Origin of the sequence: Pasteurella testudinis DSM 23072, from assembly GCF_900176075.1 — a bacterium.
In the GTDB taxonomy this organism is placed as follows: Bacteria; Pseudomonadota; Gammaproteobacteria; order Enterobacterales; family Pasteurellaceae; genus Chelonobacter; species Chelonobacter testudinis.
Genome location: NZ_FWWV01000035.1, coordinates 21,209 through 45,125 on the forward strand (window position 1 = coordinate 21,209; position 23,917 = coordinate 45,125).

A 23,917-nucleotide genomic window follows, 5' to 3' on the forward strand; every position below is an offset into this window, starting at 1 on the left:
AATAGGGGTAGCGTAGGGGCGTTTTGTGAAAAATAAAAATTATTATGATTCTTTGCCTGAATGTTCAATTGTGGATTATGATGTTATTCCATATGTTGAAGCCGCCTTATTGTGGTGCGGTGTAGAATATAATGATTTGCCTGAAATATTAAAAGAGGTTACTGAAATAAGTGGAGGCATATTTAAACACCCTTATATTCCTTGTCTACAGAAAAAAACAAGAGTTCTAGATTTAGCTATTAGCCAGTGCAAAATTAGAGCAGTTAGAGAGCATGGGCATGGCGGTGATATTGAAATTTCCGCTAGTGGTGAAAAATTAGTCAGAGATCATGTTGCTTGTGGTCGGCGGCATTTTTGGATAAGTGATCTAAAAAAATACATTTCAGAAAATTATCCTGATGATTGTCCTAAAACAATTTTTCACGCTGATGAATTAAAGCCTATTATTGATACAGTCGAATATGAAAGAATGGCTAAAGAATATCAAAAAATATTATTAGAAAATACCAACTTCCAAAATAAAATAAATGGGTTAAATACAAAACTGGCAGATAAAGACAGCGAAATTAGAGATCTAGATTTAACTGTGCAAGGTCTATCTATTCAACTTCAACAATCTAAATCAGCTCAAAAAGACGCTGAGGATAGACTAGATAGGGGAAGAAAACTGTATCAAGAATTACAATATGAAAATTTATTACTAAAAAAACCTAAAACTATTGATACTGAAAAATATGCAGATACTATTAGGCTATTGAGTATTGCTATCCCGAGCATTCCAAAGAAAGGTGCTAACCTCACAGCTAGCGGATTAAACGCCTTTCTTATAAATCTTAAAGAAAAAACAGAAAGAGAGACAGGCGAGCAATTGCCTTTTTCCGTCCCTGATACTAAAACCCTTCAAAAGTATCTCAACTCCTAATTTATCTCATATCGTTTAAAAGTATTTTTTACTGAATACTTTTTTATTTTTGAAAAATTTTAGGATTACTAAGGAGATCCCAAGCAATAAGCATTCTAATTTAGCAAAATCCCCCAAGCAATAAGCCTTTTATTGCGCACGCTTGATTAATCAAATTAAACAAGGGGGAATTTATGACCACACAACAAACCGAAATCAAAAAACACTACTCCATTACCGAGCTGACCGCCTTGGGCATTGGCTCACGTTCCAAGATTGACCGCTTGGCGGCTAAAGGCTTGCTGAAAAAAATAAAAATTGGGCGTTCTGTTCGTTTCTGCGCAGAAGACGTAAACCAGTTTATCAGCAATAACAACGCATAGGGGGCGAGACATGACTAAAAATCTTACTGCTCAACAAGAAGAGTTTGCCGTTCTCTATGTGGAACTTGGCAACGCTTCTAAAGCCTATGAGCGAGCTTATGACGCAATGATGATGACTGAGGGATCTATTTATGTTGAAGCTAGCCGATTGCTTAATCACCCTAAAGTTTCCCTAAGAATCAGTGAGTTAAGAAATCAAATCGCCGAGCGGAATTTATCAAGCATTGATGACTTACTAATCGAAATCGAACAAGCCCGACAGTTAGCATTTAGAACCCATAATTCTAGTGCAATGACTGCCGCCACCATGGCAAAAGCCCGTTTGTTGGGGATGTTGAAAGACAACAAAAACAGAGCCGATAACAGCGGCAGAGAAGAATAGGAGTGTTTTGAATGTTAAATAATACCGCACTTCAAACCACCGGCACCGAAGCCAAAGCAGCGACCTTTACCGCCTTGTTGCCGATTGAGACTAAGCATTTTCAAGGTGTGACTACTCACAGCGTAAATGCAAGAACGCTACATGGCTTTTTAGAAAGCAAACGAGATTTTACCAACTGGATTAAGGGGAAAATTGACCGGTATGGATTTATTCAAGGGTTGGATTTTGTGATTGTCGAAAATTTGAGTTCGCCAAATTTGGCGAGCGCAAAAAATAAACAATCCACAAAAGCCCGAGTGCAGAGACTAACCGATTATCACATTTCACTAAATATGGCTAAAGAATTGTGTTTAGTGGAGAACAACCACCAAGGCAAGTTAGCACGGCAATACTTTATCAATTGCGAAGAAAGTTTAAACACCATTTCACCCGAGACCGCCGAGCGGTTGCGCCTTGACTGGCAAACACAACGAACCCAAGCCAAAGCGCAATACAACCCAATGGCGGCCGCACTGAAAGCCTGTTTGATTCGCTTAGGCAAAGATTCAAGTAAGCCGCATTACTACATCAACGAATCAAAAATGTTGTTATCGGTGGTGCTAGGCATGAGTGCTGACAGATACCGCGCTTTACACGGAATCACCGGCGATATTCGCACAACCTTAAACGCTGACCAATTGGAAAAGCTGGCTTACTTGGAACAGGCGGACGAGATGTTGTTAAACGCTGATATTGATGATTTTGACGAGCGGAAACAGAAATTAATTATCGCTTTTTCGAATCGTTTTCGCAGAAATTAGAGGGGGGATTATGGAATTTATCAAAGATACCAACACCCACAATCAACGCCTGTTTATCTTGGCGCGGTTACGGGAATCACCACACAGCACGCTAGAGCTTCGAGACTTGGGAATTTGCAGCCCGGCACCACGCATTTTAGAGCTGAAAGAGCAGGGCTACCGTATTACAACACATTTTAGAAAAGAGTATGACAGCGCCGGAGTTAAGCACCGCATAGGGGTTTATACCTTACGAGCTGATATCGAAAAACAGAATAAAACCAGTATGGAGAATTTTCAATGAACGAAACACAAATTAATCAAGAAGTGGCGGAAATGCAAAAGAAACCAGTAAAGGCAACGTTAACAATTCAGTTTCCTTACTTTGTCATTCTGCCAAGCAACACAAACTCATTTAACATTATATTGTTCTTCAACGAAAAGGAATTTTTTGTTCACAAGAGCAATATGCCATTAGTAAGCGAAGCATTATTTAACGTTAAATTAGTTCAAGAAACTTGCAGCATTCCTTTATTGGCTTCAGATGATTTAGTTAACGCGCTGAATGTTGTTAGTCAGTTCTATCCTGTTAATCCATTAGAAATTATTGACGCACCGGAAGTTAATACAGCCGCGCATGATAATTCTGCAATCCATTAACATTTAGCGGTGATGATTATGTCAGAGAAAATTAACGATCTTTATATCGAAATAAACATGGAAACGGGGAAGTTGCTAGAGGGGGCAAATTCAGCAAGTCATGCCTTGAGCAACTTCGAAAAAAGTTTAGAAAAAGCGTCAAAAACAGTTGAGCAGTTTGAAGCTAAATTAAGTAAATCGGCGAAAGTGGTTAAAGAAAATAGCACATCTGCCGGAAGAGCCGGTAAAGCCGTTGGTGATTTAGCCAATACGATGTTAAGAGGCGGACAGAGCGTTGAGAGTTATATCACAAGCATATCCAGTTTAGGCTATTTATTTGGAGGGCTTGCCGGAATTATCGCAACAGCAGCAGGGGTTTTACTTGCTGATTTTATCGGTTCTTTATCTTCGTCTGAAAGTCAGATCCAAGTATTAAAACAAGCCATGAGCGGATTAAATCAGGTTATTAAACTTTCCGATTCAGGCGTTGCCGGGCTATCAAATGAATATGCACTTTTGCTAAAAAATAACAAGGAAATGGCACAACACTTAAAAAACTCAGCCATTAATAAATTTGAATTTGATATTCGTAATGCGAAAAATGCAATTGCCGATTTAGTTAATGAACAAAGCTCAATTTGGAAAGATATGGGCGGTAATGGGGTTCGTTCGGTTAAAGAAATGGGCGTGGCACTGTCTAACCTTGGTACAAATGTTGATACTTATTCCGAGGCTATGAGAGCCGCCGGCAGTGACAGCATGATGTTTACTTCATACGCCAGTACGATTCAACAAACTACTGAGATGTTAGCTAAAAAATTCGGTATTAGCCGAGAAGAAGCGTTTACATTTGGCAAGATGTTAGCAGAGGTTGGAGACAATCCTACACCTGAAAAAATCAACGAATTAACAAGATATGTTAGCGGGTTAAGCAGCACGACAGACCAAGGCGAAAAAGCGTTAAAGGAATGGCTGGCAAGGTTAATTGAAGCTGGAGTGAATATAACTCAAGTCACCGCACTGCTTGAAATGCTTAAAAGCACGATGGACGATGTCAACACCGCCGCCCAAAATGCGAATTTTGATTCAATGAACAAAGCGCTTGAATATCAGAAAAAGCTATTGACCGAGGGCGTGCAAGCAGCCGAAGAGTACAAAATAAGTCAAGCTGAATTGTCCGATAAACAGAAAGAGGATTTAATCACCCAAACAAAAGAAGTCCAACTACTTAAAGACAAAAAGAAAGCGACTGATGAGGCGGCGGCAAAGGCAAAACAAGCCGCTAATCAGGATTTACAAGACAAAAAGCGGATTGTGGAGCAGCTTGATAAATATGCTCAATCCTTAGAGGTTGCAAAATTAAAAACCCAAGGCTTAGAACGTGAAGCCTTTATTTTGACGGCAACCCAACAGCTAGGCGCAAAAGCAACTAACGATCAGATAAAAGCCATGCAAAAAATGGCAGCTATCCGGTTTGATATGGAAGTTGCCACACCTCAATTTGACAACCTTAAAAATCAGTACGGACTGGAATCGGAGCGCTTGAAAGCTGAGTACGATCAGAAAATGGCGTTCTTGAAAGAGTATGCTGCCGCACACGCTGAAAAGCACGAAGAAATTGAAGCAACTAGAGCCGCTATCGAAGAGCAATACCGCCAACAGCGAGAAGAAGCTATGTGGCAAGAGTTCGCAAAAAGCAGTGAGGGCGCAGCTATGCTAACTGGCGTGATTGATTCGCTTGGTGGTGCTATGTCCAATGCTTTCACTGGCATGTTGACCGGGTCGAAAAGCGTAAGAGAGGCGTTAACGTCAATTTCTAGCACGATTTTAAATCAGATTGTTAGCTCAATAGTTGAATGGGGTTTAGCGTCATCAAGGCGCGCTATCCTTGACATCATGAACGTAAAAAAAACAACGGCGGCGCAAGTATCAGGCATAGCGACGACAACGACGGCACAAGCCGCAGCGACGCAAGCGCAAACCGCAACGAGTGCAGCAGCAGCGGCACAAACAACAGCAGCATGGACACCAGCCGCAGCGGCTGCCTCTATTGGGTCATTCGGTGCGGCCGCTACTATCGGCATGACCGCATTAATGGGTGCTTTAGCACTTGCTGCCAGCGCAAGAAAAAACGGTGGTCCGGTGTCTGCTAACGCTATGTACCGCGTCGGCGAAAATAACCAGCCTGAAATCTTCAAAGCCAGCAACGGATCGCAATACATGATTCCGGGTAACTCAGGACGGGTATTTAGCAACAAAGATGTCACGAGTAATCGAGGCGGTAACGGCGGCGGTAGCGTAACGGTAGTGGTTAATCAAACAAACCATTTCGGCGATCAAGAATCACGAGGTAATGACCAGCAATTAGCAGCGAAAATAACCGACATGATTAAAGGCGAAGTAACTAATCAAATAGCCGATCAAATGCGTGACGGCGGAATGTTAGCGCGCTGAGTTTATTACAAGGAAACAGAAATTCAGTATTGCGTAAAACGCAGCAAAACGAGTACAGAGAGGTTTTCATTATGAGTAATACGATTTATCAAGTCAACAAAGAAAATGGCTATACAGCGAATCTAAGCGATATAGCAGACCAATTGGCACGGATTGAATATCTTCTTGCAAATGCCAGTGAGGAAGAGTTTATCACATGGAAACGAGCGGACGGCACGCAGTACACCGATACCGCCGAGCAGACGTTTAATTATCTGCATGAACTGATTTCGCTGGTGCAAATGGACGTTGAGGCGGTACGGACAGCGATTTACATCGCACTTGACGGGGTGCCGTCTGAAAGATAATGCAGACAATAAAAGCCCTGTTATCAGTAGGGCAAGGAAATTAAGAATTAATGAATAGCTATCGGAGACAATTATAATGCAAACCACCACACAACAACAAATTCAAAAACGTGACCCAAATCACTTTACAACCCACCGCACTTTAGGGTATTTTGTTCCTGCAGTCGCAAAATCGGCTGCCGAGCGTGGAAACTCGAATAAATTATCAACGGCGCATAGCACGCCTAACAATGCGTGTTTTTTTATGCGTGAAATTCGCACACCCAAAATAGATCCGTCTTGTGATTTATTCTCTATGGTGGCGTGCGATGGGCAACGTTCAATCGTTGGCTGTTTTCCGTTGATAGCAGTTTTCCACCCCGTCGCACGTTACCGCCTAACCGTGGAAAGTAAAGCGGTAACTCTCAAGCAATTTATCAACGGAGTTACAGCCATGATCTATTTATTTATCGGTATTAATCGCACCGACACCACAAATCAACTTCACCGTTTACGCCTATCCGCCACCAATGAACAGCAAGCACGCGCCAAATTAGCCCGTGATTATGTCTTGTTCTTCGCCGGACAGATTAACCCAAACCGCACTTTAACCGCTGATTCTATTCAGGGGGTGATTTATGCCTAAATATATCGTTCAACCATACAAAGACGATGAAATAATTTCCCTCATTGATAGAGCCGAAACTATGACCTGGTTATTGCAAGGCTATATCAACAGCTTGCTCAATAAAGAAGATTTAATCACTGTTACCAATGGATTAGAAATTCTTCAAGAACAGATAACAGATATTTATCGCAGAGCTATCAGTTGTGAAATTAAATTGGAGGTGAAATCATGAGCAGACCAAGCCCGAACGCTATTTTTAAATCGGTTATGGCGAAAACCGCCGAGGGTAATCTAATTACCGAGGACGGCGAGAACCTTTTTAAATTGTACCGCGATGAACTTACCGAGGCTTATGACTTGCCGAAAGACTTTAGCGAGGTTCGACACATTGAAACCCACAAAGGCGAGCAAATCGGCTTAATCGCTTCTTTGGCGGTGCATTTTATTAATTACCATTTACTAGGCAAGGTATTAGCTGAAATTCCCGAAATTAAGCAGTTTATTGATCAGGCGTTAGGCGAACAATACATAGCCAACGCTACCGAATGGACAGGCGGCAACCTGAACCATATCAGCCAAATAATCAGCGTTGACAGTCTAGGCGATGACTGGCGAGAACAAGCAAAAGCTAGCCATCAGAAAATGATTGAAGAAAGCGCACCACTACGCCACAGAACAATCATCATGACGGCAACCGATGACAGCGAGGGGGCAGAAAATGAGTAACCAATATTGGCAAGTTATCGCCTACCGCAGCACGTTAAAGCCGTCCATTGTAGGTAGTAGTGAGGATTTAAAAACGGTTGTTGATATGGCTTACAACGTGATTAAGCGCAATGATGAGACGTTGATAGGCATAACCATTAAGCGAGCCGCCACAGCCAAGACAGGAAAGGGGGCTCGGTTATGAACTTCGAGCGATTAGAGGGTATTATTGAGCGCCTACAAGCTGAACGAGAGCGAATCAGAAGCCAAGTTATCGCTATTGCCGGCAAGCCTGACACTATCCAAAATGAAACGCTGAAACATCAAATTACGGTGGCGCTTTGGCACTTGCAAGAGCAGCGGGGGCTATTGAATCTGTTGTTGCGAGAGGTGGCGGAATGAATAGATTAAAAAACGCCCCTTACTTGAAAGACCAGCCGAAAGAACCAATGATGGAGGCGGTTATTCTTGTCGGTGCCGGTGCTTGGAGCGCTTACGGCAAAGACGGCAATGGTGTAGGCTGGCAGGTATTGAGAAAGCAGATCGATGACCAAGAGGACACCAAGCCGGTTATCTTGGGCAGTGAGCAATTGACTCAGCTCAAGCGCTTACGGGTGGCAAGAGCGGAGCAGAAAGTGATCGGACTTTATCAGTTCGGCGAGATGACACAGACGGAACTGACCGCACTTTGTCACAACTTAGCCATTCACACCGCAGCGGACAAGGTGACGCTATCCGACAATGCCGGGCAGTTGAGCGAAGATTTAAGTGCTTATATTGCCCGATTGCGAGAAGAACAAACCCAACCTGATAGCCTGATAGAATTAATTGCAGACAGCGCCAGCGTACAGGGTGATAAACAGGAAAAGGCGGACAATCTTAAGCCTTACATCAAAAAACGTACCATAGACGGCAAAAAGGGCTTATATCGCATAACACCGAAAATGGAGAAAGACACGGGTGAGATTCTCGAAAAAACAGACTGGCTTTCGGATTGTGTTGAGGTGGTGGGCATTGGCAAGGGGGAAGAAGAGTATTTTACTATGCTCAGTTTTGTCCCCCCGAATGAACGGCAAGCCCGATTATTGGCATTGCCGTTAAAAGAGATTGGCGAGCGCTCCGGCTGGCAATTGTTGCGCATGAACGGCTTGAACATCAGCAATAAAACCCACCTGAAAACCGAACTGGCGGACTATTTACAGGATTGTAGCGGCAAACCTGTTCATCATGTTGTTAATGTGACGGGGTGGCAATACGGCGCTTATATCTTGCCAAACGGCGATGTTATCGGCGACAACCGTCAACGGGTTTATTTTAACGGACAATCTGCCAACAAGGGCGGTTACAGCACCGGAGGAAGCTTAGAAAGTTGGCAGCGAGAGATTGCCGGCAACGTAGCAAAGAACCATTTTATGATGTTGGGGGTGGCGTGCGCATTGGCTGCGCCGTTGGTGACGTTGGTCAATGCTGAAAGTTTCGGCGTTCATCTGTTCGGCGGTTCCAGTTCCGGCAAGACCACCACCGCCAACATTGCCAGCAGCATTTACGGTCACCCTGATGAAATCCGCCTGTCTTGGTTTAGCACGGCGTTAGCGCTGGCCAATGAAGCGCAGGCACGCAATGACGGCTTTATGCCGCTTGATGAAATCGGACAAGGGGCGAACAAGAAGCACGTTGAGCAGACCGCCTACACGCTATTTAACGGTATCGGCAAAATGCAGGGTGCAAAAGAGGGCGGTAACCGAGATATAGCCAGATGGCGCACGCTGGCATTTTCAACAGGCGAAACTGATTTAGAAACCTATTTAACCGCCGGGGGTATAAAAACCAATGTTGGGCAGTTGGTGCGCTTGCTGAATATTCCGATTACCAAAGCTTGTCATTTCCACCGGCATAGGGACGGCAAGGCACACGCAGACCATTTAAACCAAGCCACACGGCGGCATTATGGCGTTGTAGGCAGAGAATGGATTAAATTACTGATTGCCGAGCAAGCCGCCGGAGAATCGAGAATAACAACGCAGTATCAAGGTTATTTGAGCAAATGGCTTGAGCGTTTACCGACGGAAGCCAGTGCGCAGGTTAAACGGGTGGCGACACGATTCGCTTTATTGGAAACCGCTCTTCAACTTGCAGCCCCCCTGACAGGTTGGAAAGCGGCCGACAATAGCGAAGCGCTTCTGAAAGCCTTTGCTGAATGGGTCAATGAGTTTGGCTATCACAGCCGAGAGGAGCGGCAAGTTATCGAACAGGCAGAAGCCTTTCTAGCCCGCTTTGCCAGCCGTTTTATTGAGTTCCCGATTAACCCGACAGCAAGCGAGCCGAAAGATATCGCAGGGCATAGGGTGCTGGCTAATACCGACAGAGGCACACCGGAACAATTCTACGTTTTCAAACAGGTGTATGTTCAGGATGTCATCAAAGGGTTCAACGAAAAACAGGCAAGCGAAATATTACTAGGGTGCGGACTGTTAAAACAGGGTGACACTAAGGGCTATCGCTATTTAACCCGATTACCGAGCAAAATAGACCCCAAGCGCACACGCTGTTATTTGCTGGTGCCAATGTCAGAAGACGAGGACGAAGCCACAGCGAGCGATTGAGGCACGATAAACCGCACTTTCAGCACCAACCCTAAAGGCGTTCAGCAATGGACGCTTTTTTATTGGGTATCGTAAAATCAAGGACACCTCCACTAAGCCATTTTAGCCACCACCTAAACAAGGTACAAAAAAGCCAGCTAGCGCCCCACACAACAAGGGTTCTACATCAATCGATTAGATTATCGTGAAGTAAACAAATAGAGCGCCCCACACAACAAGGGTTCTACAATTGCTAAACAACCCTAACATTACCCTAACCATTGAGCCATATATAACAAGGGTTCCACCCCGCTAAGCACGTTTTATAGCGAAATAAGCAAGGCATTCCTATGACACGAACACCTTAACTCAGCAACTCAATGTGAACCACTAAAACAGCCACAATCAACCTCCTTAGATTTCAGGGGATTGATTTATATCAACACGAGGAAAGCCACCACCGCAACCGCCTTTATCCTACAGGCAGTTAAGGCACTTCATTTGACTACAAAAATACGCCAATTTTATTCATTTAAAAAAATGCCTGTTAAGAACACTAAAAAAAAGTAGTCCATTTAGTCCAATTCTATATAAGGTAAAAATAATTAATAATTATATCAATAATATATAAAATTCACCGTATGAATTTTAATCAAAAACTGGACTATTTTAGGTGCATTTTGGACTATTTTTTAGCTGTTTTGGACTAAATTTTGCTGATTTTTGGCTATTTTGGACTAAACTTAATTACGTTAAAATTGCAAAATAGCAAAAGTAAGTTTGTGTAAAACTATTGATTATTTAACATAAAATAATGCTGCTTAGTATCACTTTTGCATTTTGGACTAAATTTAATGGATATTGGACTACCCAGTTAGTCCAGTTTTTGGCGTGTAAGTTATTGATTTTAAAGCATTGGACTAATGGACTAATTGGACTACTGTTTTTGCTATATATAAGGGTTTTTTATTTTATTTTTTTATTTCGTTTAACGCTGCAGTTTATGGACGTTTAAAACACTTCAGAATTTAAAGAAATGGAGTGGTAGGCATGGGTAAAGTCTATAACCGTGATTACTCACTAATGGCAGGATTTGACAGGTATCTAAACGGCAAGAGTATTGTTCATTATCAACCATTATCATTCATTACGGTTCATTTGTGACGGCTATCACTTGTGCTAAATCATCAATCGTGTATAATTCTCCCCAATCGTGGGGTACCCTCTGAAGCAGGGCTAGGCGATTGCCTATCAATCTGATTAATCAAGCTACCTCCTTACCTTTTCACCATCTGAAATCTAATATTTAGCCGCTTTTATCATACAAATAATTCAAATATGGTTATCATAACTGCATAACGAATATAATAAAATTAGCCTATCTCTTAACTTCTTGGAGGAGTTAAAATTTTAATTATTTTTAGGCGTGATTAATCGTAGTAGTTAGTCATTTATATCCGATCTAATAGTACGTACGATTTAAGCAAAGAACAACGAGGGGGATTTATGTTTGATGAATTGAAAACAGCACAAGCGGCGGCATATCTGCTAAACAAGGCAGGCGGAACAATGGATCATTTAAAATTAATGAAATTGCTTTATCTTGCTGATCGCTTGAGTTGGGAAAAATATGATCAACCTATTTCAGGTGATGAATATTACTCATTGCCTTATGGTCCGGTTCTTTCTAAAACTCTTGATTTAATGCGAGGTGAAGCACCCGAATTGTACGAGCGTAATAAACCGATAACGATATGGGCTGAATGGATAGCTGATAAAGAAAATTATAAAGTTAGCAATGCCAAGCCGATTGATTTAAATGATGAATATTTTTTTGATCGCCTATCACCAAGCGATGAAGAGGTTCTAGACGATATTCATAATAAATTTGGACATTTTGGAACATTTGCTTTAGTCAGTTATACCCACAACCCTAAATTTATCCCTGAATGGGAAGAGCCGAACGGCAGCAGAAAAAAAATAGAACTGAACACACTTTTAACACACTTAGAAAAAACGCCCGAGCAAATCAAAGGGATCTATGAAGATTTAGCAATATATAACGCTTTTGATGATGTGATTAATGGTGGCGTGTAATGAATGCTGATAGAAAAGTTACTATCTTAATACCCACTGATTACGGCAAAAGTGAAAGTAATTTTTATCACCTATATTTTATTCTTACTGATCCATGTTTTAATGGCGAGACAGGGCAAGAGGACAGCGTTTTAAGTGTTAGTTGCTCAAGTATTAAACAGGGAAAAGTATTTGATAACACCTGCGTTTTAAAAGCAGGTGAACACGAATTTATCAGACATGACAGTTTTGTTTTTTATCGCCATTTGCGCATAGATAGCGCTAGCATAATCAATCAAAAAGTAGCGCAAGGGCTTTTTATTACAAAAACAATGATCAGCGATGATATTTATCGGCGTATTTTAAAAGGCGTATTAGTAAGCCGAAATACGGAGCGGCAATATATACGTTTTCTAAAGAGCGCAATCAAGCAAGGTGCTTGTTTTGATGTGTTTAACGTTCCCGAAAAGTAGGGGACGTTTGTCATAACCTCAACTAGTAAACCGAACAGTAGACGCACTATAAACCTTTGCCACCTTTGAAAAGGCACCTTTAACCGAACAGACAATCGAACAGTTATCTGGCAGGGTATAGCGAACATTTAGCTAATACCAATACAGCAAAACCTAATAAAACCTAATATCCAATCCGCAATTTCAGTAGTCAAAACAATCATCATTTATCGACATCAAAACGCTAAAAGCGAGTGGACTAAAGCGGAACAGCTAGAAATAAATAAATCTATTAAATACAAGGTGTTACAATCCAAAAAATAGTAAGTGGAACAGCAAGCGGAACTTGAAAAAACTTGAAAGATGATGATGCCTATAAATCCAAAAAACTGCCGAAAACCACGATGCTACAACCCCGTGGGAGTACCTTTTTCACTGGTAAAACTGTATTAGCGATAAAAGTGCGTTCTGGGGCGGTATTTAAGCCTGAATCACTGAACTTTAACCCTGCCCTACTCGTAAGCTATAAAACCACACAGTGAGCGATTTAAGCGCTTGGGGCAACCGTTCGTATTATACGAATAGTTGAATCGAGATTATCAATTGCTGTCAAATGTAGACATTCAAAAGGCTATTGTTGAAGAATGTTGAAGTCCAAACAACAATTAGAGCTGGGTATAGCGAAAAAACAACAAGACAGATTGCAGTGCAGAACTTGTCAAAACTTGACATTCAAACCACTATTTCAAAAGTTAAAAATAACCCCACAGAACAGAACGCAATTTTGCGTTTTGCTTTAAAATCAATACTATCCATTTTGGGATTCCGCTTACATGGGGTTGTTTTTTAAATTGCTCCGTAAGTATGACGAGATCAAGATTAGATCAAGGGTATGCCCAAATTTGGACACACCGAAAAGCGCAAAGCAAGGCGGAGATTACGGCGAGGGGGAGAGGGCTACTACAAAAATGTCGCAAGTATCGCCGTTGTTGGCTTTATATGGCTTTGAAGTATAAAAAACAAACAATTAGTTGGATCGTATGAACAGGGTGAAAAGCGCCATCAATTACACAATCATTTTAAAGGCACTAGCCTAGACAAGTTTTATAAAAAGTGTTTAACTAACTCAAATTTTAAAAATTGAGTTAACCGCAATGAAGATAACCAAACCTAAACCACTGCATGAATTAACGGAGCTATTAAAAAGCACGGATATTGAAGACTTGATAGCATTTTCAAACTTTAACGCTACCGATGAAAAAGGGCGCTATTTGCATTGGGATAAGTTCAGGCGGATCTACACTAAAAATACTGAACTAAGTTGGCTTGCAACGAAAATGAGCCGCAGCTCCTTGATGAGCAGAATATCTATTGGCAATACCAAGTTCTCTTTTTGTGTGCCTAGCTCCCTGCAGTCACTCCTGCACTATATCGACAAGAACAGCGGCGGAAGCGTAGGCGCAAGTAATTTAACGGGTTTAAGCAAGCCCGAACAAAATCACTTTCTCTTGAAATCGCTAATCATGGAAGAGGCAATAACCTCGGCACAGCTTGAGGGTGCAGTAACGATAAGGAAAGCAGCGAAAGAAATGTTAGAAACGGAGAGAGCGCCAAAAACCAAAGACGAAATGATGATATTAAATAATTATCGCTTAATGCAGAAAGCGATAATGCTAAAAAACGAACCGTTATCAATTGAGACTATTTTAAGTCTGCACCGGACAGCAACGCATAATGCAATCGAAAATAACGCTGTTTCAGGCGAATTTAGAGCTGATGACGAGATCTATATTGCTGACTATGACGGCAACAACATTTATCAGCCACCAGCGCACAACGAGATTGCGGCGTTAATGAATGACTTTTGTCACTTTGCCAACAGCGATCACAGCGGCGAAGAATCATTATTTATCCACCCGGTTATCAAGGCTATTATTTTGCATTTCCTGATAGGTTACATACACCCTTTTGGCGATGGAAACGGCAGAACGGCTAGAGCCTTGTTTTACTGGTTTATGCTGAAGAATGGCTATTGGTTGTTTGAGTATATTTCTATCAGCAGGCTACTTAAAAACGCCGCTAGAGCTTATGCTAAAGCCTATATCTATATCGAAACCGACGATCTTGATATGACCTATTTTCTGTACTATCAAGCGGAAACTATCAAGCGTGCCATAGTGGATTTAGAAAAGTACATTAATGACAAACAGAGCCGATTTAAAGAATTTATCGCCGTCATTTCACGCTATACCGACAAGGCAACATTAAACCACAGGCAAATCCAAATACTGCAAAAGGCTGTTAAAGAAACGGGGCATATATTCACAGCCAAAGAAATTAGTAACGAGTATGGTATATCAGAAAACACAGCGAGGAAGGATCTAAATGCTTTACTCAATTTAAAACTATTCGGCAGCTTAAAGGCGGGGCAAACGATAGGTTACATATCCCCGAACGATTTAATCGAGCGGTTAAAAAACTAGGATTTATGGCGTGGTCATCATGGTCACACCTTTTTATTGAATAGTGATTTGCTGGTGGCTGAAAGTATAATTCTATATAAATCATGATTTGATATTGTGACGAACCAACAGCTTAACTTGCTTTTCTGATCCGTTGGCGTAATCTATAGCAAAAATAGCGACGGTGAAAATGGTTAAAAAATATGCTGAATTAAAGGGTACTTTTGATTTTAGTTCCCTGTTTAGTTCCCTTTTTCTAAGGACTAAAAATAATATTATTATAAATCAATATATTAAACCTAAAATTCAACTCCCATGATCTCCGCCAACTATCAAAAATCCTTTCTATTTCTAAAACTTATCTTACCGATACAGGACATCTTATGCACGAAACCATTTGTATCATCAGCGGCAGCACGCTCGGCAGTGCGGAATATTTAGCGGAACATTGTGATGATGTGCTACAACAACAGGGCTTTAAAACCGCACTTTTTCACGGTCCGGACTGGCAACAGGTCAAAGATTACCAACGCTGGCTGGTGGTGACTTCAACCCATGGTGCCGGCGATCTACCGGATAACCTTTATCCGTTATTTGATCAGCTTGAAGCCGAAGCGGATCAACTGAGCGGTTTATCCTTTGCCGTGATCGGTCTGGGTAATTCGGATTACGATACCTTCTGTTTTTCAGTCGATAAAATCGAAAAAATGCTGACGCAAAAACAGGCGCTACAACTGTGTGACGGCTTGAAAATCGATGTATTGAATTGTCTCGATCATGATCAGGCTGCCGATGGTTGGTTGCCGCAATTCATCGAACAACTTAAAAAAGTCACCGGCAAGTAAAAAAAACAGCTGTGGATAACTCAGATAAAATCTGTATAAAACCTGTTTTTTGCTATTTAACAAAATTTAAATTATTCCCGTCTGTGGATAAAGTGCGGTTTTATCCACAAGAAATATTAACCGATCCGCGATCTTCTCTACAAACACAAAAGGATCTTAAGATCTTATTTTTAAATGGAAAAAGGATCTTATGCACAGGATCAGGGCTTACTAATAATAACAATAATAAGATCTTTATATATAAAAGATCTTTAATTAATAACAAAACGATCATCGCAGAGATCCGTTTCTTCAAGCATGATCCGAAAGTTGATCCAACGAATAAATTTTCTTTTACCGTAGGGTTAAATTCAGTAGAATAGCCACCAATTTTACGCTTGGCCGATCTGCTGAACGGATCCCAAGTGTGTTCGGATTAAACAAGGCTTTTTATGATTTATACAAAAACTTATGATGTGATTGTCGTCGGTGGCGGCCATGCGGGTACGGAAGCGGCACTTGCGCCGGCCAGAATGGGATTAAAAACGCTACTGTTGACGCATAATGTCGATACCTTGGGGCAGATGTCCTGCAATCCTGCCATCGGCGGCATCGGCAAAGGGCATTTGGTGAAAGAGATTGATGCGATGGGCGGTTTGATGGCAACCGCAGCCGATCAAGCAGGGATCCAGTTCCGTACCTTAAACAGCAGCAAAGGTCCGGCGGTGCGTGCTACCCGTGCGCAAGCGGATCGGGTTTTATACCGCCAAGCCGTGCGGATCGCACTGGAAAATCAAGAGAATTTGGATATTTTCCAACAGGAAGTAACAGATATCCTATTGGATCAGGATCGTGTCAGCGGAGTTAAAACCAAAATGGGGCTGACGTTTTATGCCCGTTCGGTGATCTTGACCGCCGGTACGTTTTTAGCCGGTAAGATCCATATCGGTATGGAGAATTATGTCGGCGGCCGTGCCGGTGATCCAGCGTCAATCATGCTGGCGGATCGCTTACGGGAGCTGAATTTGCGGGTCGATCGTCTAAAGACCGGCACACCGCCGCGTTTAGATGCACGCACTATTGATTTTTCGGTGTTGGAAAAACAACATGGTGATGTGATCCTGCCAGTATTCTCATTTATGGGATCAGTTGATCAACACCCACGTCAAATTCCGTGTTATATCACCCATACCAACGAAAAAGCGCATGATCTTATCCGTGCTAATTTGGATCGTAGCCCGATGTATGCCGGAGTGATCGAAGGGATCGGTCCACGTTATTGTCCGTCAATCGAAGATAAGGTAATGCGCTTTGCCGAGCGTAATAGTCACCAGATCTATTTGGAACCGGAAGGATTGACCAGCAACGAAGTTTATCCGAACGGGATATCGACCAGTCTGCCGTTTGACGTGCAGATAGGGATCGTCAATTCGATGAAAGGCTTGGAAAACGCGCGGATCATGAAACCGGGTTATGCCATCGAATACGATTATTTCGATCCGCGCGATCTGAAACCTTCGCTGGAAACCAAAGCGATCAATGGTTTGTTTTTTGCCGGCCAGATCAACGGCACTACCGGTTATGAAGAGGCGGCGGCACAGGGATTGTTGGCTGGAATCAACGCCGGTTTGTTCGTGCAGCAGAAAAGCGCGTGGTATCCGCGCCGTGATCAGGCTTATCTGGGCGTATTGGTTGACGATCTTTGTACTTTGGGCACTAAAGAACCGTATCGGGTATTCACCTCCCGTGCCGAATATCGTTTGCTGTTGCGCGAAGACAATGCCGATCTGCGTTTAACGCCGATAGCCAGAGAGCTGGGCTTGATCGATGATCAACGCTGGGCGCGTTTTAATCAAAAGTTGGAAAATATTGAATTGGAAAAACAGCGCTTGCGTCAAATCTGGATCCATCCGCAATCGGAACATCTCACGGCAGTGAATGCGATTTTAAACAGCCCCCTGACCCGCGAAGCCAGCGGGGAAGATCTGTTGCGCCGGCCGGAAGTGGATTATCAAAAACTGACCGCACTTTCAGCGTTTGCGCCGCCGTCTGCCGATAAAGAAGCGGCGGAACAGGTTGAGATTTCAATTAAATATCAAGGCTATATCGAACATCAACAGGAAGAGATCGCCCGCCATAAACGGCATGAAAGCACGGCGATTCCGGCGGACTTCGATTATGATAAAGTCAGCGGTTTGTCCAACGAAGTACGAGCAAAATTGACCCAACACCGTCCGGTGTCGATCGGGCAGGCATCACGGATTTCCGGAGTTACACCGGCGGCGATTTCAATTTTGTTGGTGAATTTGAAAAAGCAGGGCATGTTAAAGCGTGGTGACGAATAATGGCGCTGGCGATTAAATTAGCGGCTAAATTGGATCAGTTGCTGGCACAAACCGCACTTTGCGTTACCGATCAGCAGAAACAGCAGTTGGTGGCGTTTGTCGAGTTGCTGAATAAATGGAATAAAGCCTATAATCTGACCTCGGTGCGCGATCCGCAAGAAATGTTGGTGAAACATATTTTGGACAGTTTGGTGGTAAGCCCTTATTTACAAGGACAGCGTTTTATCGATGTCGGTACCGGCCCCGGCCTGCCGGGGATTCCATTGGCAATTATCAACCCCGATCAGCAGTATGTTTTACTCGACAGTCTGGGGAAACGGATTACCTTTATCCGTCAGGCAATTCGTCAGTTAGCTTTGACTAACGTCACTCCGGTGCAGAGCCGGGTGGAAGAATATCAGCCGCAAGTGCGGTTTGACGGAGTTTTAAGCAGGGCGTTCGCTTCCTTGCAGGATATGACCGAGTGGTGCCGGCATTTGCCAAAGGAATCCGGCCATTTTTATGCGCTAAAAGGCGTTTTTCAGGCGGAAGAGCTGGAAAAACTGCAACCGCACTTTTATTTACAGCAAAAAGTAAAATTGGCGGTACCGGAACTGATTGGAGAAAGGCATCTGATTGTGTTGGGAAAAGCGTAATTATTAGGTTTCAAAAATACAGCAAAATCAAGGTTTCATCGCTATTTGTGAGAAAAAAGTAAAATTTTTTTAGTAAATGTTAACCAGATAGCATTTTTGGCGGCTTTAATCGTTGCAATAATTTAATCTGACCGTATAATTTATACCAATTTTGCTACTGTGGAATTTACCTCGTTCGAGGTAGAATTTGCAGGTAAGATAACTGAAATAAAAAATAAAATAATTTCAGTTAATCAACAGGATATTAGATGTCGGCTGTACTGGATAAAAATAAAACGCTTTATCGTAAAGTCTTTATTATCGAATGGGTATTTATTTTGGGTATTTATGCCTTGTTCGGTCTATTGCAACCCGCACTTTCCCTTTCGTTTTTATTGGGCGCGCTGATCGCGCTGTTGCCGCAGATGATCTTTGTGATCTATGTGTTTTATCTGCGCGCCGGTGTTCCGTTTTCGGACAAAGCGAAGGTGTTGTATCAAGGGGAAGGCATAAAAATTGGATTGATGGTTATTGCACTGTTAGTGGTTTTCATCAATATTGAATTAAACCCGATAGTCTTTTTTACGGGTTATTTTGGTTTGATTTTATTTAATAACCTTTTACCTTTTGTTCTGCCTTTAGTCGCGGCAAAAGCTAAAAATTAACACACTTGCGAAGTAGGAAACTGTATGGCTGCCGAAGGTTCATCTCAAACTTCTATTGAATATATCCAACACCACCTTTCGTTTCTCACCCATGGCGACGGTTTTTGGTCAATCAATCTTGACTCGATTTTCTTTTCTGTTCTTTGTGGTTTTCTGTTTCTTTTCATTTTTAGAAAAGTGGCGAAAAAGGCGACCAGCGGGGTGCCGGGAAAACTGCAATGTGCGGTTGAAATGTTGGTCGAATGGGTTGACGGCGTTGTCAGGGATAATTTCCAAGGCAGCCGCAACTTTATCGGGCCGTTGGGTTTAACTGTATTTGTCTGGGTGTTGTTAATGAACACCATCGACTTGGTACCGGTCGATTATCTACCGCAAGTCGCGCACGCATTGGGTTTTGAATATCTGCGTGCCGTGCCGACTGCCGATATGAACATCACGTTCGGAATGTCGATAGCGGTCTTTTTCCTGATTATTATTTATACCGTAAAATCCAAAGGCTTCGGCGGGTTGGTGAAAGAGTACACCATGCATCCGTTCACCCATCCGATTTTTATTCCGGTCAACTTTTTGCTGGAAACCGTAACTTTATTAGCCAAGCCGGTTTCTTTAGGCTTGCGTCTGTTCGGTAACTTATATGCCGGAGAATTGATTTTTATCCTGATTGCACTGACCTACTCCGCCAATTATCTGGTCGGCGGCTTGGGCGTCGGTTTGCATCTGGCTTGGGCTATCTTCCATATTTTGATCGTTATTTTGCAAGCCTTTATTTTTATGATGCTGACTATCGTGTACATCAGTATCGCTTATAATAAAGCGGAACATTAAGTCTTTGACTAAACATACGTTTTTAATTGATAAAAAATTTATTTTAACCTGGCAATTTTGCTAAAACCTTAACTTAAAACATGGAGAAAATCATGGAAACTGTTATTACCGCAACAATTATCGCTTCTGCAATTATGATTTCAATTGCGGCTTTGGGTACGGCTATCGGCTTTGCTTTATTAGGCGGTAAATATATGGAGTCTGCTGCCCGTCAACCGGAATTGGCAAACTCTTTATTAACCAAAATGTTTATCGTTGCAGGTTTACTTGATGCGATTTCAATGATTGCGGTTGGTATTGCGCTATACTTCATCTTCGTCAATCCGTTCACTGCGTTATTGGGCTAATTTTTCCCGTTACAGCCGTAAGCGGCTGTATCACCGGTAAGCATTATTGAGGAGGACGTTGTGAATATTAACGCAACACTGATTGGACAATCGATTGCATTCCTGCTGTTCGTCTGGTTCTGCATGAAATTTGTCTGGCCACCGATTATCAAGGCAATAGAAGAGCGCCAATCGGGTATTGCCAACGCGTTGGCTTCGGCCGAAGCGGCAAAACAAGAGCAAGCCGATACCAAAGTTTTAGTTGAACAAGAACTGAATGCGGCGAAGAAACAAGCGCAGGAAATCGTTGATTCAGCCAATAAGCGCCGCAATGAAATTTTAGACGAAGTGCGGTCTGAAGCCGAATCGGTCAAGGCTAAAATTATCGAGCAAGGTTATGCCGAAGTGGAAGCCGAACGCAAACGTGCGCAAGAAGAATTACGCGTCAAAGTGGCTTCTTTGGCACTGGCCGGCGCCGAGAAAATTGTGGGTCGTTCAATTGATGAAGCGGCGAATAGCGACATCATTGATAAACTTGTTGCAGAACTATAAGGAAGGTGGGGCTAATGTCAGAATACATCACAGTCGCACGCCCCTATGCTAAAGCCGCATTTGATTTTGCGGTGGAACAGAACCGGTTGGAGCAATGGCAGCAAATGCTGGGTTTCAGTGCTGCCGTGGCGGAAAATGATCAGATTAAAACATTTCTGAAAGAGTCCTTTTCCCCGCAAAAAACCGCCGCTGCATTTATTCAGATTTGCGGTGATCAGCTGGATCAGTACGGGCAAAACCTTATCCGTTTAATGGCAGAAAACAAGCGGTTAATCGCGCTGCCTGAAGTGCTTCAACTGTTCGGACAGTTGGTCGATGATTATAAATCGCTGGCTGAGGTTGAAGTGATTTCCGCCGAACCATTAACGCAGACACAACAACAAAATATTCTCCAGGCAATGGAAAAGAGACTTGCCCGCAAAGTGAAATTAAATTGCAGCATTGACAAGAGCTTGATTGGCGGCGCGATTATTCGTGCGGATGACTTGGTTATCGACGGCAGCAGCCGTGGTCAATTAACCCGTTTGGCCAATGAGTTGCAATTGTAAGAGGAATGGAAGATGCAACTGAATTCTACAGAAATTAGTGAACTGATTAAGAAACGGATTGCCGATTTTGACGTGACCAGCGAAGCGCGTAATACCGGTACTATCGTTTCCGTAAGCGACGGAATTATCCGGATTAACGGTTTGAGCGATGCGATGCAAGGGGAAATGATTGCCCTGCCGGGAAACCGTTTTGCTATCGCGTTAAACTTGGAAAGAGACTCTGTCGGTGCCGTGGTAATGGGGCCTTATTCCGATTTGGCGGAAGGCATGGAAGTGCAATGTACCGGCCGTATTTTGGAAGTGCCGGTCGGTCGAAATCTGCTTGGCCGTGTAGTGAATACGCTGGGACAACCTATTGACGGCAAAGGTGAAATCGTTGCCGATGCCTATTCGCCGATCGAAGTGATTGCGCCGGGCGTAATCGATCGTAAATCGGTCGATCAGCCGGTACAAACCGGTTATAAAGCGGTTGACTCCATGGTGCCGATCGGTCGTGGTCAGCGCGAATTGATTATCGGCGACCGTCAAACCGGTAAAACCGCACTTGCGATTGATGCCATCATCAATCAGCGCGATTCCGATATCAAATGTATCTATGTGGCGGTCGGGCAAAAAGCCTCTACCATTGCCAACGTAGTGCGTAAACTGGAAGAGCATGGCGCACTGGCAAATACGATCGTGGTGGTGGCATCTGCCGCCGAATCCGCGGCGTTGCAATATTTGGCACCGTATGCCGGTTGTGCGATGGGCGAATTTTTCCGTGATAACGGCGAAGATGCCTTGATCGTGTATGACGATTTGTCTAAGCAAGCGGTCGCTTATCGTCAAATTTCCTTGTTGTTACGTCGTCCGCCGGGCCGTGAAGCGTTCCCTGGCGATGTTTTCTATCTGCACTCGCGCTTATTGGAACGTGCGGCTCGTGTCAGTGCGGAATATGTTGAGAAATTTACCAACGGGCGCGTGAAAGGAAAAACCGGTTCTTTAACCGCACTTCCGATCATCGAAACCCAAGCTGGTGACGTATCGGCGTTTGTACCGACCAACGTAATTTCGATTACCGATGGTCAGATTTTCTTGGAATCCGATCTGTTTAACTCCGGTATCCGTCCAGCGGTGAATCCGGGGATTTCAGTATCGCGCGTCGGCGGTGCGGCACAAACCAAAGTGGTGAAAAAACTGGCCGGCGGTATCCGTACTGCACTTGCGCAATACCGTGAATTGGCGGCCTTTGCCCAGTTTGCCTCCGATTTGGATGATGCGACCCGTAAACAGTTGTCACACGGTCAAAAGGTAACGGAATTGCTGAAACAGACCCAATACTCCCCGTTAAGCGTCGGCCAACAAGCCTTGGTATTGTTTGCAGTGGAGTTTGGTTATCTCGATGATGTCGAGTTGGATCGCATTGGTTCGTTTGAAAGCAGCTTGTTTGATTTTGCCAACAACAACGAAGCGGAATTCTTGAAAGAACTGTCCAAAACCGGCGATTATAACGATGAGATCAAGGATAAACTGAAAGCTATCCTGGATAACTTTAAAGCCAAAGGTGCATGGTAAGTATTGACCTAACGGAGAGATGAAATGGCAGGTGCGAAAGAGATCAGAACCAAAATTGCCAGTGTGAAAAGTACGCAAAAAATCACCAAGGCAATGGAAATGGTCGCAGCCTCAAAAATGCGTAAAACGCAGGAACGCATGTCTTCTTCACGTCCGTATTCTACAGCAATACGCAACGTAATTAGCCATGTTTCCAAAGGTAATATTGAGTATCGCCACCCTTTTTTGGTCGAACGTGAAATCAAAAAAGTCGGTTTTTTGGTGATTTCCACGGATCGCGGTTTGTGCGGCGGCTTAAACGTGAATTTGTTTAAAACCGCACTTAACGAGTTTAAACAGTGGAAAGACAAGCAAGTTAGCGTAGAAGTGGCTTTGTTGGGGTCAAAAGCGATCAGTTTTTTCCATTCGTTGGGATTGGCAATTCGCGGTCAGACTTCCGGCATGGGCGATACGCCGTCGGTAGAGCAAATTATCGGTATCGCCAACGCGATGTTCGACAGCTATAGCAGCGGTGAATATGACGCGATCTATGTTGTTTACAACAAGTTTGTCAATACCATGTCGCAAAAACCGGTGGTGCAGCAGCTGATTCCGTTACCGGAGTTGGAAGAAGATGAACTGACCACCGAAAACAGCTGGGACTATTTGTATGAACCAAGTTCCAAATATTTGCTGGATAAACTGCTGACCCGCTATCTGGAAGCGCAGGTTTATCAAGCGGTGGTTGAGAATCTGGCCTCAGAACAGGCGGCGCGAATGGTGGCAATGAAGTCGGCAACGGATAATGCCGGTAACTTGATTAACGACTTGCAATTGGTTTACAACAAAGCTCGTCAGGCCAGTATTACAAATGAATTAAATGAAATTGTTGCCGGTGCGGCCGCAATTTAACGAA

28 protein-coding genes are annotated in these 23,917 nt (G+C 43.2%); all 28 read left to right on the top strand.

All coding sequences use genetic code 11. The features are described from left to right. Positions 1-25 precede the first annotated feature (25 nt). The 28 genes from B8880_RS10380 (at position 26) to atpG (ending at position 23,913) form a co-directional block, all read left to right on the top strand. The gene (locus B8880_RS10380) at positions 26-922 is read left to right on the top strand and encodes a hypothetical protein (protein WP_084257534.1); all 897 of its coding nucleotides are present in this window, start codon (positions 26-28) and stop codon (positions 920-922) included. A 173-nt stretch (positions 923-1,095) separates the two neighbouring features. Then, positions 1,096-1,284: a helix-turn-helix transcriptional regulator gene (locus B8880_RS10385; RefSeq protein WP_084257535.1), complete on the top strand. Its 189-nt coding sequence runs from the start codon at positions 1,096-1,098 to the stop codon at positions 1,282-1,284. A 10-nt stretch (positions 1,285-1,294) separates the two neighbouring features. Further along, a complete protein-coding gene (locus B8880_RS10390; protein WP_084257536.1) occupies positions 1,295-1,666 on the top strand; it encodes a terminase small subunit in 372 nt (123 codons plus the stop codon). Between the two features lie 11 nt (positions 1,667-1,677). After that, on the top strand, positions 1,678-2,466 hold the full coding sequence (locus B8880_RS10395) for an antA/AntB antirepressor family protein (protein ID WP_084257537.1): 789 nt from the start codon (positions 1,678-1,680) through the stop codon (positions 2,464-2,466). Positions 2,467-2,476: 10 nt separating this feature from the next. After that, positions 2,477-2,749 carry a helix-turn-helix domain-containing protein gene (locus B8880_RS10400; RefSeq protein WP_084257538.1) on the top strand — a complete coding sequence of 91 codons (273 nt, stop codon included), beginning with the start codon at positions 2,477-2,479 and terminating at the stop codon, positions 2,747-2,749. After that, a complete protein-coding gene (locus B8880_RS10405; protein WP_084257539.1) occupies positions 2,746-3,105 on the top strand; it encodes a hypothetical protein in 360 nt (119 codons plus the stop codon). Before B8880_RS10400 ends, B8880_RS10405 begins: the two co-directional genes overlap by 4 nt. Before the next feature lie 18 nt (positions 3,106-3,123). Then, the gene (locus B8880_RS10410; protein ID WP_084257540.1) at positions 3,124-5,538 is read left to right on the top strand and encodes a hypothetical protein; all 2,415 of its coding nucleotides are present in this window, start codon (positions 3,124-3,126) and stop codon (positions 5,536-5,538) included. Positions 5,539-5,609: 71 nt separating this feature from the next. Beyond that, positions 5,610-5,885: a hypothetical protein gene (locus B8880_RS10415; RefSeq protein WP_084257541.1), complete on the top strand. Its 276-nt coding sequence runs from the start codon at positions 5,610-5,612 to the stop codon at positions 5,883-5,885. Between the two features lie 76 nt (positions 5,886-5,961). Further along, positions 5,962-6,510 (top strand): host cell division inhibitor Icd-like protein, encoded by a 549-nt coding sequence (locus tag B8880_RS10420; protein WP_084257542.1) that lies wholly within the window; start codon positions 5,962-5,964, stop codon positions 6,508-6,510. Further along, a complete protein-coding gene (locus B8880_RS10425) occupies positions 6,503-6,724 on the top strand; it encodes a hypothetical protein (protein ID WP_084257543.1) in 222 nt (73 codons plus the stop codon). The genes B8880_RS10420 and B8880_RS10425 overlap by 8 nt, the downstream gene beginning before the upstream one ends. Beyond that, entirely contained in the window at positions 6,721-7,218 is a 498-nt protein-coding gene (locus tag B8880_RS10430; protein ID WP_084257544.1) for a hypothetical protein, read from the top strand. The genes B8880_RS10425 and B8880_RS10430 overlap by 4 nt, the downstream gene beginning before the upstream one ends. Beyond that, complete coding sequence (locus tag B8880_RS10435; RefSeq protein ID WP_084257545.1) at positions 7,211-7,402, top strand: hypothetical protein; 192 nt, start codon at positions 7,211-7,213, stop codon at positions 7,400-7,402. The genes B8880_RS10430 and B8880_RS10435 overlap by 8 nt, the downstream gene beginning before the upstream one ends. Next, a complete protein-coding gene (locus B8880_RS10440; RefSeq protein ID WP_084257546.1) occupies positions 7,399-7,599 on the top strand; it encodes a hypothetical protein in 201 nt (66 codons plus the stop codon). The genes B8880_RS10435 and B8880_RS10440 overlap by 4 nt, the downstream gene beginning before the upstream one ends. Next, positions 7,596-9,800 (top strand): DUF927 domain-containing protein, encoded by a 2,205-nt coding sequence (locus B8880_RS10445; protein WP_084257547.1) that lies wholly within the window; start codon positions 7,596-7,598, stop codon positions 9,798-9,800. Before B8880_RS10440 ends, B8880_RS10445 begins: the two co-directional genes overlap by 4 nt. A 1,485-nt stretch (positions 9,801-11,285) precedes the next feature. Then, a complete protein-coding gene (locus B8880_RS10450) occupies positions 11,286-11,876 on the top strand; it encodes a Panacea domain-containing protein (protein ID WP_084257548.1) in 591 nt (196 codons plus the stop codon). Continuing rightward, positions 11,876-12,328 carry a terminase gene (locus tag B8880_RS10455; protein WP_084257549.1) on the top strand — a complete coding sequence of 151 codons (453 nt, stop codon included), beginning with the start codon at positions 11,876-11,878 and terminating at the stop codon, positions 12,326-12,328. The genes B8880_RS10450 and B8880_RS10455 overlap by 1 nt, the downstream gene beginning before the upstream one ends. A gap of 616 nt (positions 12,329-12,944) precedes the next feature. Further along, positions 12,945-13,157, top strand: a complete 213-nt coding sequence (locus B8880_RS14855) for a terminase small subunit (RefSeq protein ID WP_208610911.1) — start codon at positions 12,945-12,947, stop codon at positions 13,155-13,157. Between the two features lie 304 nt (positions 13,158-13,461). Then, positions 13,462-14,790, top strand: coding sequence for a Fic family protein (locus tag B8880_RS10465; RefSeq protein WP_084257551.1), 1,329 nt, complete (start codon positions 13,462-13,464; stop codon positions 14,788-14,790). Between the two features lie 362 nt (positions 14,791-15,152). Beyond that, entirely contained in the window at positions 15,153-15,614 is a 462-nt protein-coding gene (gene mioC, locus B8880_RS10470; protein ID WP_084257552.1) for an FMN-binding protein MioC, read from the top strand. A gap of 431 nt (positions 15,615-16,045) precedes the next feature. After that, on the top strand, positions 16,046-17,938 hold the full coding sequence (mnmG, locus tag B8880_RS10475; RefSeq protein WP_084257553.1) for a tRNA uridine-5-carboxymethylaminomethyl(34) synthesis enzyme MnmG: 1,893 nt from the start codon (positions 16,046-16,048) through the stop codon (positions 17,936-17,938). Next, positions 17,938-18,573 carry a 16S rRNA (guanine(527)-N(7))-methyltransferase RsmG gene (gene rsmG / locus B8880_RS10480; protein WP_084257554.1) on the top strand — a complete coding sequence of 212 codons (636 nt, stop codon included), beginning with the start codon at positions 17,938-17,940 and terminating at the stop codon, positions 18,571-18,573. Before mnmG ends, rsmG begins: the two co-directional genes overlap by 1 nt. 248 nt (positions 18,574-18,821) lie before the next feature. Further along, complete coding sequence (locus B8880_RS10485; protein WP_084257555.1) at positions 18,822-19,217, top strand: ATP synthase subunit I; 396 nt, start codon at positions 18,822-18,824, stop codon at positions 19,215-19,217. A gap of 24 nt (positions 19,218-19,241) precedes the next feature. Continuing rightward, the gene (gene atpB, locus B8880_RS10490) at positions 19,242-20,042 is read left to right on the top strand and encodes a F0F1 ATP synthase subunit A (RefSeq protein WP_084257556.1); all 801 of its coding nucleotides are present in this window, start codon (positions 19,242-19,244) and stop codon (positions 20,040-20,042) included. Positions 20,043-20,134: 92 nt separating this feature from the next. After that, positions 20,135-20,389, top strand: coding sequence for a F0F1 ATP synthase subunit C (gene atpE, locus B8880_RS10495; protein WP_084257557.1), 255 nt, complete (start codon positions 20,135-20,137; stop codon positions 20,387-20,389). Between the two features lie 60 nt (positions 20,390-20,449). Next, positions 20,450-20,920 (top strand): F0F1 ATP synthase subunit B, encoded by a 471-nt coding sequence (gene atpF / locus B8880_RS10500; RefSeq protein ID WP_084257558.1) that lies wholly within the window; start codon positions 20,450-20,452, stop codon positions 20,918-20,920. A gap of 14 nt (positions 20,921-20,934) precedes the next feature. Next, on the top strand, positions 20,935-21,468 hold the full coding sequence (gene atpH, locus B8880_RS10505; protein ID WP_084257559.1) for a F0F1 ATP synthase subunit delta: 534 nt from the start codon (positions 20,935-20,937) through the stop codon (positions 21,466-21,468). A 12-nt stretch (positions 21,469-21,480) separates the two neighbouring features. Next, complete coding sequence (gene atpA / locus B8880_RS10510) at positions 21,481-23,022, top strand: F0F1 ATP synthase subunit alpha (RefSeq protein WP_084257560.1); 1,542 nt, start codon at positions 21,481-21,483, stop codon at positions 23,020-23,022. A 24-nt stretch (positions 23,023-23,046) separates the two neighbouring features. Next, positions 23,047-23,913 (top strand): F0F1 ATP synthase subunit gamma, encoded by an 867-nt coding sequence (gene atpG, locus B8880_RS10515; protein WP_084257561.1) that lies wholly within the window; start codon positions 23,047-23,049, stop codon positions 23,911-23,913. The last annotated feature ends 4 nt before the right edge of the window (positions 23,914-23,917 follow it).